The following is a 12,609-nucleotide window of genomic DNA, read 5'->3' as shown; positions in this document are numbered from 1 at the left end:
CGCCCCAACAATTACCACAACGGTCAGCCGGACTGACCGTTGCGCTCAATTGCCAGGCAATAAAAAACCCGCCGAGGCGGGTTTTCTATCATCAGCAGGGCTTACTTGATGCTCGGCGCCGGGCCTTCGGCCACGCCCAGGTCATCGGTCTCACGGGTGTCGGTAATCGGCCGACCGCCGGAAGCCAATTCGGCCTGCAGCTTGTCTTCATCCAGCTCCTTGACCCACTTGGCGACCACTACGGTGGCCACGGCATTGCCCACCAGGTTGGTCAGGGCGCGGGCTTCGGACATGAAGCGGTCGATACCCAGGATCAGCGCCAGGCCAGCCACCGGCAAGTGCCCCACGGCCGACAGGGTGGCGGCCAGAACGATGAAACCACTGCCGGTCACGCCAGCGGCGCCCTTGGAGGACAGCAGCAACACCAGCAGCAGGGTGATCTGGTGGGTGATGTCCATGTGGGTGTCAGTGGCCTGGGCGATGAATACCGCGGCCATGGTCAGGTAGATCGAGGTGCCGTCGAGGTTGAAGGAATAGCCGGTTGGGATCACCAGACCGACCACCGACTTCTTCGCGCCCAGGCGCTCCATCTTGATCAGCATGCGTGGCAGGGCCGATTCCGAGGAAGAGGTTCCCAGCACGATCAGCAGCTCTTCACGAATGTAGCGGATCAGCTTGATCACGCTGAAGCCGTGGGCGCGGCAGATGGCGCCCAGGACCACCAGGACGAACACCACGCAGGTGATATAGAAGCAGATCATCAACTGGCCCAGTTGCACCAGGGAGCCCACACCGTAGGCACCGATGGTGAACGCCATGGCACCCAGCGCACCCAGGGGCGCCAGCTTCATGATCATGTTGATGATGTTGAACATCACGTGGGCGAAGCGATCGATGAAATCCAGCACCGGCTTGCCGTAGGCGCCCAGGCGATGCAGGGCGAAGCCGAAGATCACCGAGAACATCAGCACTTGCAGGATATCGCCGTTGGCGAAGGCACCGACGATGGTCGACGGGATGATGTTGAGGATGAAGCCGACGATGCTCTGGTCATTGCCCGCGGTCACGTAGGCGGCGACTTTGGAAGCGTCGAGGGTCGAGGCGTCGATGTGCATGCCGGCGCCCGGCTGCACCACGTTGACGACCACCAGGCCGATCAGCAGGGCAATGGTCGAAACGATTTCGAAGTACAGCAACGCGTAACCGCCGGTCTTGCCCACCGACTTCATGTTCTGCATGCCGGCGATGCCGCTGACCACGGTGCAGAAGATGATCGGGGCAATCACCATCTTGATCAGTTTGATGAACCCGTCACCCAGAGGCTTCAGGGCCACACCGGTCTGCGGGTAGAAGTGCCCGAGCAGAATGCCGATGGTGATGGCAACGATCACCTGGAAATACAGGGATTTGTACAGTGGCTGACGAGTCGTCATTGCAAAGTTCCTCAAGAGCCCCGGCATGCAAGTTCCGTCGATGCATGCGGTGCCTAAAGTGCGAACCCTCCTGCGCTGGAGGGATTTGTTGTGTCGAGCTGCGTGCTGGCAGATCTTCCGGCTCTATCGCAAAGCCCGTGCCACCTTGTCGAAATGCCCTACAGGCCTTTAGACATCAGGGTCCCGAGCTGATCTTTGCTTCCGTTGCGCACGGTGCACCTGGCGGATTTCCGCCCTTTCACCGAGTCTCGTCCTACAATTTGGCGGATATCCGCCTTGCCCCCATCCTGGGGGCTGACTAACATCCGCCCTTCAATGGACGGATCAGCCTGCATGCGCGAACGCACCATCGCCAGCCACTTTGCCCGTGCCGCCCTGGGCGGAGCACGTCGGCGCGGCTACGACTACCGGCCGCTGCTGCAAACGCTGGGCATCAGCCCCGAGCTGCTGAGCCAGCCCAAAGCCCGCATCGCCCCCGAGCAATTCACCCTCCTGCTGCAGCAACTGTGGCTGGAGCTGGACGATGAGTACCTGGGCTTCGGCCAGGGCCCCAGCAAGCGCGGGACCTTCGCCATGATGTGTCACGCTCTGATCCATTGCCGCACCTTGGAAAAAGCGCTCAATCGAGGCTTATTATTTTATAGCTTGTTTGCGCAAGCCCCGCGCCTGAGTCTAACGCGAGAGGGAGAAATGGCCCGCCTGAGCCTGGATGATTCCGAGCTATGGGACCCCGAACACTTCCTCAGCGAAAGCCTGCTGGTGATCTGGCATCGCCTGGGCAGTTGGCTGATCGGCCAGCGCATTCGCCTGGAACAGGCTTGTTTCAGCTACCCGAAGCCCGAGCACGGTGCGGAATATGACCTGCTCTTCCCCTGCCCGCTGCAGTTCGCGCAAACCCGCAGCAGCCTGCTGTTCCACAGCCGCTACCTGAACATGCCGCTGCTGCAGGATGAACGCACCCTCAAGCACTTCCTGGAGCGCTCACCCGCCGACCTGCTGTCCCGTCCGGACGAGGGCGAGAGCCTCAGCAGCCAGCTACGGCGCCTGCTCAGCCGGGACCGTGAGCGCTGGCCCGACCTGGAAAGCGTTGCCCAGCACCTGCACGTCAGCCCGCAGACGCTGCGTCGACATTTGCGGGAGGAGGGTTCGAGCTTTCAGCAACTCAAGGATGAGCTGCGCCGCGACATTGCCATCTACCACCTGGGCCGCGCCGACCTGTCCTTGCAACAGATCGCCGAGCAACTGGGATTTTCCGAGCCTTCGGCCTTTCATCGGGCCTTCAAGAAGTGGACCGGCCTGACCCCGGGCGCCTACCGCGCCCAGGAACAGTGAGGTTTACAACGCTGGGAAGTGAATCCGGAAAGCCGCGCCGCCCAGGGCCGAATCGCCCAGGGTCAGTTGCGCGCCGTAACTCTCGATGATGTCCTTGACCACGGCCAGGCCAATGCCTTGGCCCGGGTGCTGGCGATCCAGACGCTCGCCGCGCTGGAGGATCCGCGCCCGCTGATCCGGCGGCACGCCAGGCCCATCGTCTTCCACGCACAGCTCCGCGCCATCCAGCGTCTCGCGCACGCTGATGCGCACCGAGCTCAGGCACAGACGGTAGGCGTTCTCCAGCAGGTTGCCGAGCAGCTCCAGCAGGGCTCCATGCTCGATCGGCAAATAGCAGCGTTCGGGCAAATCGAACGACACCCGTACCTGCTTGTCGCGGTAGACCTTGTCCAGAGTGTCGCACAGGCTTTGCAGCACCGGCCGCAGGCGCACCTGGTGGCGGACCAGGCCGCTCTTGCGCAAGCTGGCACGCTGTAGCTGGTAGCTGATCTGCTGGCTCATGCGCTCGATCTGCGCCTGCAGGACCCAGGCCTGCTCGCGATCCTGGGGCCGTTGCGCCATGTCTTCACTCACCCCCTGCAACACCGTCAACGGGGTTTTCAGGCTGTGGGCCAGGTCATCCAGGGAGTCGCGGTAGCGGCTGCGTTGCTCACGCTCGCTTTGCAGCAGGCGGTTCAACGAACCGGTCAGGCGCAGCAATTCCCGCGGATGCTCCTCGCTCAAGCTCTGGCGCGTGCCGCTCTCGATCTGGTCCAGCTCCTGACTCAAGCGGCGCAGGGCCTGCAGGCCCCAGGTCAGCCCCAGCCAGAGCAGCGCCAGCAGCACCAGCAACGCCGCGCCAAAACCCAGGTAGAGGTTTTCCCTGACCCCTTCCAGGGTTTGCTGGTATTCGCGCACCGGTTGCAGCGCCACGATGCTGAAGGCCGCATTCTTGCCCCCCAGCAGCTTGATCTCGACGTCGTAGACGAAGAACTCCTGGCCATTGGCTTCACGGATCCTGGCGAACTCGTTACCGCGCCCGTCGTAACGTGGGCGGTAGTTGATGTTCTCTTCCTGGGTCGCCCGGGAGCGCCAGACCAGGTGCCCTTCGCGGTCGTAGATATAGCCCAGCAGCCGGCTGTCGGCGAGATTGAAACGCTCGTCCGGCAACTGCGCCGGCATCTGCAAACGGTTGTTCTCGATCCGCGCCGCCGAAATCAGGGTGGTGACGTCGGAGGCCAGGCGCTGTTCGATGGAGTCCTGCAGCGCCAGGCTGAACGCCCCCTGCATGGCCGGCAGCAATGCCAGCATGAACAGCACCGCCAGCGTGGTGGCCGCCAGCATCAACCGCAGGCGCAGCGATCGAATCATCGGCAACGCTCGGTGAACAGGTAGCCCAGACCACGCACGGTATCGATCGGCTTGAAGCCCGACGGCCCTTCCAGCTTGCGCCGCAGGCGCCCCACCAGCACTTCAATGACATTCGGATCGCGCTCGTCGTCATCCGGGTACAACTGCTCCATCAGCCGATCCTTGGCCACCACCTGCTGGTGGTGGCGCATCAGGTACTCGAGAATCCGGTACTCGTAGGCGGTCAGGGCCAGGGGCTGTTCCTCCAGCGAAGCCTGCTTGCGGTTCAGGTCCAGCAGCAGCGGGCCGGCGATGATGGTTGACTGGGTGAACCCGCTGGAGCGCCGCAGCAATGCATTCAAGCGCGCATCCAGCTCCTCGAACTGAAACGGCTTGACCACATAGTCGTCGGCACCGGCGGCCAGGCCTTCGACTTTGTCCTGCCAGTTGCCGCGAGCGGTGAGGATGAGGATCGGGAACGTCTTGCCACGGGCGCGCAACTGACGGATCAGGTCCAGTCCGCCCATGCCGGGCAAACCCAGGTCGATCACCGCCAGATCATGATTGAACTGCTCGGTCTGATACAGCGCCTCCTCGGCATTCGCCACGGACTCGACGACATGACCACTGTCAGTGAGGCGGGTTTGCAAATGATGGCGCAACAGCGCCTCATCTTCGACAACCAGCAATTTCATAACGCTCTCCCAGGCAAAATTCGACATCTCCGAGGGCGCTCCTGCGCCCGGATGATTAATGCGCCAACGCCGGACCGTGCCCAAGGCACGATCCGGCGCGGGTCAGGCCAGGCCGCTTATCAGAAAGCGTAGTTGGCCGACAGGTAGGTCTGGGCGCTGCTGGTCAGACTCAGCGAACCCTGCTTGCTGCCACCACGCTCGCTCATTTCGGTCCCGGCATTGCTGCGCAGGTAACGGTAGCCGAGCTCCACCGAGGTATTTTGTGAAACCTGTTGCAGGACACCAGCCTGCACCCCTACCGCGTAACCGATATCGCTGTCACGGCTGAACCCCGGGGACTCCTGGGTCAACTTGGTCAGGCCGGCGGTACCGCCGCCGAACAGTTTGGTGCTGCTGGTCACCGGCAGGAACATATCGTAACTGCCCAGCAGGTTCTGCTGACGCAGTTTAATGCCATTGTGGGAACCGGAAACGTAATCGTAGGTGGCGTAGTAGCGAGCCTGGTCGTTCTGCCGACCAGCGCGTATGCCCCAGGTGTTGTCCTTGCCAATCACGCCATCGGCGTTCGGATGGCCAAGGTTGCTATTGAGCTGGGTGGATTTTTTAACCTTGTCGCTGGTTTGACCGAACGTCAGGCTGGCAAAGTTGCTGTCAGCGGCTTGGGCAGCGGCGCTGGCGCCGAGAACAGTAAAGGCGAGGATCAGTTTTTTCAACGAAGTCATAGGAAAGCTTCCTTTGCGCTATTGGCTTTTTGGGTACGGGGCTAGAGTAAACAGCCCGCCCTGAACTCCCCCTGAACACACCCTTAACCTCGCCTGAACCAGCTTGATGAAAACATTCGCCGGTTTTCCTCGCCGGCATCGCGCCCAGGCACTCGCTCCAGAGGCTTATTGCGTAACGCACGACTACCCTCGAAGTCGGCAACCCGGCACACTAGCGACCATGAATGCTCTCCCTCCCCTCCCCACTTGCTGCACCCCATTGAATGCATCCTGGCCGCTGCCGGATGCCCTGCCCCACACTTGCTGGCGGAGCACCCGGTTCAACCCCGGGCAGCTGAGCGCAGATGATTTCCAGCGCAGCGGCATCGTCGCGCCACCGAGCATCCAGCGCTCGGTGGCCAAGCGCCAAAGCGAATTCCTCGCCGGGCGCCTGTGTGCCCGGGCGGCCTTGTGGCAACTGCAGCAACTGGACTGGGTCCCCCCCATCGGTGATGACCGGGCACCGATCTGGCCATCTCATATCAGCGGCTCGATCACCCACAGCACCGGACACGCCGCTGCCATCGTCGCCGACAAACAGCACTGGCAAGCCCTGGGAATGGACCTGGAAAACCTGCTCGCCAGCGAGCGCGCGGCCAACCTGGCGGACCACATCCTCACGCCTGCGGAACTCCAGAGACGGGACCTGCTCCCCCTCGAACAACAGGCCCTGGCAGTGACCCTGACCTTCTCGATCAAGGAAAGCCTGTTCAAGGCCTTGTATCCGCTGGTGCTCAAACGCTTCTATTTCGAACACGCCGAAGTGCTGGAATGGACCCCCGAGGGAAGGGTGCGGATGCGCCTGCTGACCGAACTCAGCGAAGAATGGCACCTGGGACGTGAGCTAGAGGGGCAATTTGCAGTCGAGGATGATCAGCTACTGAGCCTGGTTGCCATCAAGGCCTGAGCCAGCCGCGCAGTCAGCGAGGCTCCTGGTGCCGCGGCCAGCTCAGGCTGAAGCAGGCGCCGCCCAGATTCCTGCTTTTACCAATCAGGGCCCGGCCATCGTGCCAGTGGATGATCCGGCGAACGATCGACAATCCCAAGCCATGCCCGCCAGACGCCCGGGTACGGCTGTCATCCAGTCGCAGAAAGGGTGTGAAGATCTTCTCCCAGGCGCTTTCCGGCACCCCGGGACCGTCATCCTCCACATCCACCCGGCAACGCAACTGCCCCACCTGATAGCTGACAGTCACCTGGGACTCGGCGTGGCGCATGGCATTGCTCACCAGATTCTGCAGCGCCCGATGCAAATAACGTGGCTCGGCCTCGACCCAGGCGCCATCACACTCGGCAGCGGACAGGCACAAGCCGCGCTGGACCTTGAGGTTGGCCCGCAACGGCGCCAGTTCGCTGATCACTTGGTTGATCAGGGTGTCCAGGTCGATGCGCTGGAAGTTCAGGGCCGGCGAGCCCTGCTCCAGACGCGCGTAGGTCAGCATCTCGTCCACCAGCCGGTCGAGGTCCTGAATATCGTTATCCATGCCGTCCTGGTATTTCTGCCGCGCCTGGTCAGTGCTTGCCGAGGCAATCATCTCCAGGCCGAAGCGCAGGCGTGCCACCGGTGTACGCAACTCGTGAGACACCGCCCGCACCAGTTCGCGCTGGATCGCCAGCAACCGCTGCAGGTGCTCGGCCATGCCGTTGAAGGCCGCCGCCAGGCGCCCCACCGAATCCGCGCCCCGGGCCGGCACCCGGGTTTCCAGGCTGCCCTTGGCAATGCGCGTGGCTGCCGACTCCAGGCCACTGAGGCGGCGCTCCAACTGACGCACCAATAGGTAGACGATCAGGCCAATCAGGCTCAGGCCCAGCACGGCGATCAGCACCAGCCATTGCGGCGGATAGGGATTCATCTGGTACAACGGCCCGATTTCCAGCACCCAGGGAGTGCCTACCAACCCGGCGAACACTCGGATCGAATCGCCTCCCTTGCCCAGGGCCATCACCGTATCGCCCTCGGCCACCCGCCGGCGCTGATCCTCATCCATGTCGGCGGCATCGAGGGTCGACAGGTGCATATCGAAGCCAAAACCCTTGGCCTGTTTCAAATCCGCCAGGCGCTGGGGCTGCTCTGCCACCGGGTAACGCACCAGCTCGTCGGCCAGCAGATAGATCGTCGCCCGGGCCAGTTGCTCGCTGATCTGCTGCACCTCGGCACTGAGCAGCAGTTGCTCTTTCTCACTGACCAGGCGATAGACCCGGGCGGCGAAGGGACCGGTCTGCTCCACCAGCGCCTGACCACGCAGCACCCGGCTGCGCTGGCTGCTGTCCAGATCGGTCTGGCTGAATGTCTTCAGGCTCAGGGGAATCCCCAGTAGCCGCTCCCACACCGCCAACGCCCGGCGGCGCTCGATCTCGCTCATCGGCTGCAGGTTTTCAGCCATCAACGAGAAGGTCCCGTGGGCCAGCCGCTCGCGGTACTGCTCGCTGCGCACTTCATTGAGCAGGTGCAGGGCCAGCACCCCCAGCAGCGCCACCAAAACCAGGGCAGCGCACATGCCGCCATAGATGCGCAGGAAGATCGAGTTCACGAGGGCATATCGGTGGCAGCTTCGGGAACGAACAAATAGCCCTTGCTGCGTATGGTCTTGATCAGCCTCGGGTGTTCCGGGTCGTCGCCGATCTTGGGCCGGATACGCGAGATCCGCACATCGATGGAGCGATCCTGGCCGTCATAGCCGATGCCGCGCAATGCGGTGAAGATTTCCTCCCGGGACAGAATCCGCCCGGCATTCACCACCAGCAGCCACAACAGGTCGAACTCGGCGCTGGTCAACTCGATCCCGGCATCGCTCAGCCAGGCTTCACGCAGGGCGTTATCCACTACCAAGGGGCCAAACTGCAGGCGTCGGGATTTCTGTGCCGCAGGTTCCGGTGCTTCACTGCGCCGCAGCAAGGCCTGAATCCGCGCCAGCAGCAACCGCGGCCGCACCGGCTTGCAGACATAGTCGTCGGCCCCCAGGTCCAGGCCCATCACCTGGTCCATGTCATCGGTGCGGGCCGTCAGCATGAGGATCGGACCGTCATAGCGATCCCGGACCTTGCGACAGATGCTCAGGCCATCCTCTCCGGGCAGCATCAGGTCAAGGATCACCAGGTCCGGCTGTTCGGCAATGATCCTTGCCGCTGCCCGGGCACCGTCGCCCTCGATCGCCACCTGCAAGCCATTGCTTTCCAGATATTCACGGGTCAACTCAGCCAGACGCTGGTCATCCTCGACAATCAGTATCTGCCAGGCTTCTTGCTCCATGCTTGACCTCTTCTTCTTATTGAAAGCACACGGGCGGAACGCAAGCCCCCGTCTTTTTGTCATGAAAAAGGCGGATAACTTGCCCTGCGAAAGGAGGGGAATCCCCTGTCGATCGCGGCGGATTGTAGCAACCGGCGCCGACCTGAACACAAGCGGCTAAAACGACTCGGTCAGGGCGTTTTTTTGTGATAGGGTTCGCGCCCGCAAAAATCCGCCCAAGGCAATTTTCGGCGGTAATAAACAGTGACAAACGGTTCCAAGCACTGGGACTGCGGGTTGCGTGAGTTTTACCCAGTTCATACACAATTTACGCACAACCTTATCCACAGGCAGCACGTTGCAATCAGCCCCAAAAACGCATTATCTTGTAGCCCGGCGGCTAAAAAACCCTATATCTAGGGTTTTGTGCAAAAAACCAAACACAATTCAGACAAGAAACTCAAGCCCTATTCTTGCCCCGTTTGGTGGAACCAATCGCTGTTTCAGAAGACCAATTCACCGCGCGTGCGGATAGCATCGTTTTCCACCCTGTCCAGGAGAAAGCGGTACGGGTGTTGCAGCAACATGACTGTCACCCACCAGGAACAAGGTGCCGAGCTTCAGGCTCGACGCCCATGACTTCGGCATGGAAGCGGCGCCTATAGCCCCCCTTCCTGAACTGTCCCGAAGTCGTTATGCCCGGCCCTGGCCGGTTGTAGTGCTTCAGGACGGAACGGTGGGCACCCAAAAGGTGCCCAAACAAACATAGAGAACGTGGAGACACCCATGCAAACCGACACAACTCGCGAGAACTCGCAGGCCAATGCGCCGCAGGCCGCCGATTCCAATCAGGATCTGTCTGCCACCGCACCGGGCCAATTGCGCGTGATCAAGCGTAACGGCACTGTCGTTGCCTACACCGATGACAAGATCACTGTCGCAATCACCAAAGCGTTCCTCGCAGTTGAAGGCGGCACCGCCGCCGCCTCGTCGCGCATCCACGACACCGTGGCGCGCCTGACCGAACAGGTCACCGCAACCTTCAAGCGTCGCATGCCTTCGGGCGGCACCATCCATATCGAAGAAATCCAGGACCAGGTCGAACTGGCCCTGATGCGTGCCGGCGAGCAGAAAGTCGCTCGCGACTACGTGATCTACCGCGACTCGCGCGCCAAAGAACGCGCCACCCGCACCACCAGCGACGAGCCGGTGCAAGCTCACCCGTCGATCCGCATCACCCGCCTCGATGGCAGCTTCGCGCCCCTGGACATGGGCCGCCTGAACACCATCGTCAGCGAAGCCTGTGAAGGCCTGGAAGAGGTCGACGGCGACCTGATCCAGCGCGAGACCCTGAAGAACCTCTATGACGGCGTAGCGCTGAAAGACGTCAACACCGCCCTGGTGATGACCGCCCGCACCCTGGTAGAGCGCGAGCCTAACTACTCGTTCGTCACCGCCCGCCTGCTGATGGACACCCTGCGTGCCGAAGGCCTGGGCTTCCTCGAAGTCGCCGAGAGCGCCACTCACCACGAGATGGCCGAGCTGTACGCCAAGGCATTGCCGGCCTACGTCGCCAAGGGCATCGAGTACGAATTGCTGAACCCGGTGCTGGCTGAATTCGACCTGGAGAAACTCGGCAAGGCGATCAACCACGAGCGCGACCAGCAGTTCACCTACCTGGGCCTGCAAACCCTGTACGACCGCTACTTCATCCACAAGGATGGCGTGCGTTTCGAACTGCCACAGATCTTCTTCATGCGCGTGGCCATGGGCCTGGCGATCGAAGAGAAGCAACGCGAAGACCGTGCCATCGAGTTCTACAACCTGTTGTCGTCCTTCGACTACATGGCCTCGACCCCGACACTGTTCAACGCCGGCACCCTGCGTCCGCAGCTGTCGAGCTGCTACCTGACCACCGTGCCGGACGACCTGTCGGGCATCTACCACGCGATCCACGACAACGCCATGCTGTCCAAATTCGCTGGTGGCCTGGGCAACGACTGGACCCCAGTACGCGCCCTGGGTTCGTACATCAAGGGCACCAACGGCAAGTCCCAGGGCGTCGTGCCCTTCCTGAAAGTGGTGAACGACACCGCCGTAGCCGTGAACCAGGGTGGCAAGCGCAAAGGCGCTGTATGTGCCTACCTGGAAACCTGGCACATGGACATTGAAGAGTTCATCGAGCTGCGCAAGAACACTGGTGATGATCGTCGTCGTACCCACGACATGAACACCGCCAACTGGATCCCCGACCTGTTCATGAAGCGTGTCTTCGATGACGGCAAGTGGACCCTGTTCTCGCCATCCGAAGTACCGGACCTGCACGACCTGACCGGCAAGGCCTTCGAAGAGCGCTACGAGTACTACGAAGCCCTCACCGAGTACCCAGGCAAGGTCAAGCTGTTCAAGACCATCCAGGCCAAAGACCTGTGGCGCAAGATGCTGTCCATGCTGTTCGAAACCGGCCACCCATGGCTGACCTTCAAGGACCCGTGCAACCTGCGCAGCCCGCAGCAGCACGTGGGCGTAGTCCACAGCTCGAACCTGTGCACCGAGATCACCTTGAACACCAACAAGGACGAGATCGCCGTTTGCAACCTGGGCTCGATCAACCTGCCGAACCACATCGTCGACGGCAAGCTGGACACCGCCAAGCTGCAACGCACCGTGAACACCGCCGTGCGCATGCTCGACAACGTGATCGACATCAACTACTACTCGGTGCCACAAGCACAGAACTCCAACTTCAAGCACCGTCCGGTTGGCCTGGGCATCATGGGCTTCCAGGACGCTCTGTACCTGCAGCACATCGCCTACGGTTCCGACGCTGCCGTCGAGTTCGCCGACAAGTCCATGGAAGCGGTCAGCTACTACGCGATCCAGGCCTCCTGCGACCTGGCCGACGAGCGCGGCGCCTACGAGACCTTCCAGGGCTCGCTGTGGTCCAAGGGCATCCTGCCACTGGATTCGCAACAGATCCTGATCGAAGCCCGTGGCCAGAAGTACATCGACGTTGACCTGAAAGAATCCCTGGACTGGGCGCCGGTACGTGCCCGCGTGCAGAAAGGCATTCGCAACTCCAACATCATGGCCATCGCACCGACCGCCACCATCGCCAACATCACCGGCGTATCGCAGTCGATCGAACCGACCTATCAGAACCTGTATGTGAAATCGAACCTGTCGGGCGAGTTCACCGTGATCAACCCGTACCTGGTTCGTGATCTGAAGGCTCGCGGCCTGTGGGACTCGGTCATGATCAACGACCTGAAGTACTACGACGGTTCCGTGCAGCAGATCGAGCGCATCCCGCAAGAACTCAAAGAGCTCTACGCGACTGCATTCGAAGTGGACACCAAGTGGATCGTTGACGCCGCCAGCCGTCGCCAGAAGTGGATCGACCAGGCTCAGTCGCTGAACCTGTACATCGCCGGCGCCTCGGGCAAGAAGCTCGACGTGACCTACCGCATGGCTTGGTACCGCGGCCTGAAAACCACTTACTACCTCCGTGCCCTGGCCGCCACCAGCACCGAGAAGTCGACCATCAACACCGGCAAGCTGAACGCTGTTTCCAGCGGCGGCAACCACGGTGACGACTCGGTCCTGGCAGCTCCTGCAGGTCCAGCTCCAGTACCCAAGGCTTGTGCCATCGACGAGCCGGATTGCGAAGCTTGCCAATAAGCTGAGCCGGTCAGCACATCCGTGCTGACTGCAACCCCCGCCAGGTTTCGCGCAAGCGCAATCTGCCGGGGGTTTTCTTTTGCCTGGCTGCCGCCGCCAAGCACTTCTGCCCCGCCTCTATCCCGTCATACCAAGCCCTTGAGATACGG

At 61.8% G+C, this 12,609-nt stretch carries 9 protein-coding genes; 3 read left to right on the top strand and 6 right to left on the bottom strand.

The window, feature by feature from the left end; translation table 11 throughout:
* Nucleotides 1-101: 101 nt before the first annotated feature.
* On the bottom strand, nt 102-1,433 hold the full coding sequence (locus tag U873_RS0103885; protein ID WP_025126984.1) for a dicarboxylate/amino acid:cation symporter: 1,332 nt from the start codon (nt 1,431-1,433) through the stop codon (nt 102-104).
* Nucleotides 1,434-1,766: 333 nt separating this feature from the next.
* Here U873_RS0103885 and U873_RS0103875 point away from each other — a divergent pair, with 333 nt between their 5' ends.
* Nucleotides 1,767-2,765, top strand: a complete 999-nt coding sequence (locus U873_RS0103875; protein WP_025126983.1) for an AraC family transcriptional regulator — start codon at nt 1,767-1,769, stop codon at nt 2,763-2,765.
* Between the two features lie 3 nt (nt 2,766-2,768).
* Here the strand turns inward: U873_RS0103875 and U873_RS0103870 are convergent, their stop codons facing one another.
* The 3 genes from U873_RS0103870 to U873_RS0103860 all read right to left on the bottom strand — a co-directional run bounded on the left by U873_RS0103870 (nt 2,769) and on the right by U873_RS0103860 (nt 5,511).
* Complete coding sequence (locus tag U873_RS0103870) at nt 2,769-4,115, bottom strand: ATP-binding protein (protein WP_025126982.1); 1,347 nt, start codon at nt 4,113-4,115, stop codon at nt 2,769-2,771.
* Complete coding sequence (locus tag U873_RS0103865; RefSeq protein WP_025126981.1) at nt 4,112-4,789, bottom strand: response regulator; 678 nt, start codon at nt 4,787-4,789, stop codon at nt 4,112-4,114. Before U873_RS0103865 ends, U873_RS0103870 begins: the two co-directional genes overlap by 4 nt.
* A 119-nt stretch (nt 4,790-4,908) precedes the next feature.
* A complete protein-coding gene (locus U873_RS0103860; protein WP_025126980.1) occupies nt 4,909-5,511 on the bottom strand; it encodes an outer membrane beta-barrel protein in 603 nt (200 codons plus the stop codon).
* A gap of 220 nt (nt 5,512-5,731) precedes the next feature.
* On the opposite strand from U873_RS0103860, the gene U873_RS0103855 reads away from it, so the two are divergent.
* The gene (locus tag U873_RS0103855; protein WP_025126979.1) at nt 5,732-6,457 is read left to right on the top strand and encodes a 4'-phosphopantetheinyl transferase; all 726 of its coding nucleotides are present in this window, start codon (nt 5,732-5,734) and stop codon (nt 6,455-6,457) included.
* A 13-nt stretch (nt 6,458-6,470) separates the two neighbouring features.
* Here the strand turns inward: U873_RS0103855 and U873_RS0103850 are convergent, their stop codons facing one another.
* Together U873_RS0103850 and U873_RS0103845 are read right to left on the bottom strand one after the other, a co-directional pair.
* On the bottom strand, nt 6,471-8,081 hold the full coding sequence (locus tag U873_RS0103850) for an ATP-binding protein (protein WP_025126978.1): 1,611 nt from the start codon (nt 8,079-8,081) through the stop codon (nt 6,471-6,473).
* Entirely contained in the window at nt 8,078-8,800 is a 723-nt protein-coding gene (locus tag U873_RS0103845; RefSeq protein ID WP_025126977.1) for a response regulator, read from the bottom strand. The genes U873_RS0103850 and U873_RS0103845 overlap by 4 nt, the downstream gene beginning before the upstream one ends.
* Before the next feature lie 765 nt (nt 8,801-9,565).
* Between U873_RS0103845 and U873_RS0103840 the strand changes: the two genes are divergently transcribed.
* The gene (locus U873_RS0103840) at nt 9,566-12,460 is read left to right on the top strand and encodes a ribonucleoside-diphosphate reductase subunit alpha (protein WP_025126976.1); all 2,895 of its coding nucleotides are present in this window, start codon (nt 9,566-9,568) and stop codon (nt 12,458-12,460) included.
* The last annotated feature ends 149 nt before the right edge of the window (nt 12,461-12,609 follow it).

This window comes from Pseudomonas sp. PH1b (genome assembly GCF_000633395.1).
Taxonomy (GTDB): Bacteria; Pseudomonadota; Gammaproteobacteria; order Pseudomonadales; family Pseudomonadaceae; genus Aquipseudomonas.
This window is presented reverse-complemented; position numbering and strand designations above follow the sequence as displayed.

Bases quoted from the DNA above. Each gene is read 5' to 3' on its own strand.
- U873_RS0103885 (WP_025126984.1), bottom strand. From the start codon at position 1,433: ATGACGACTCGTCAGCCACTGTACAAATCCCTGTATTTCCAGGTGATC.
- U873_RS0103875 (WP_025126983.1), top strand. From the start codon at position 1,767: ATGCGCGAACGCACCATCGCCAGCCACTTTGCCCGTGCCGCCCTGGGC.
- U873_RS0103870 (WP_025126982.1), bottom strand. From the start codon at position 4,115: ATGATTCGATCGCTGCGCCTGCGGTTGATGCTGGCGGCCACCACGCTG.
- U873_RS0103865 (WP_025126981.1), bottom strand. From the start codon at position 4,789: ATGAAATTGCTGGTTGTCGAAGATGAGGCGCTGTTGCGCCATCATTTG.
- U873_RS0103860 (WP_025126980.1), bottom strand. From the start codon at position 5,511: ATGACTTCGTTGAAAAAACTGATCCTCGCCTTTACTGTTCTCGGCGCC.
- U873_RS0103855 (WP_025126979.1), top strand. From the start codon at position 5,732: ATGAATGCTCTCCCTCCCCTCCCCACTTGCTGCACCCCATTGAATGCA.
- U873_RS0103845 (WP_025126977.1), bottom strand. From the start codon at position 8,800: ATGGAGCAAGAAGCCTGGCAGATACTGATTGTCGAGGATGACCAGCGT.
- U873_RS0103840 (WP_025126976.1), top strand. From the start codon at position 9,566: ATGCAAACCGACACAACTCGCGAGAACTCGCAGGCCAATGCGCCGCAG.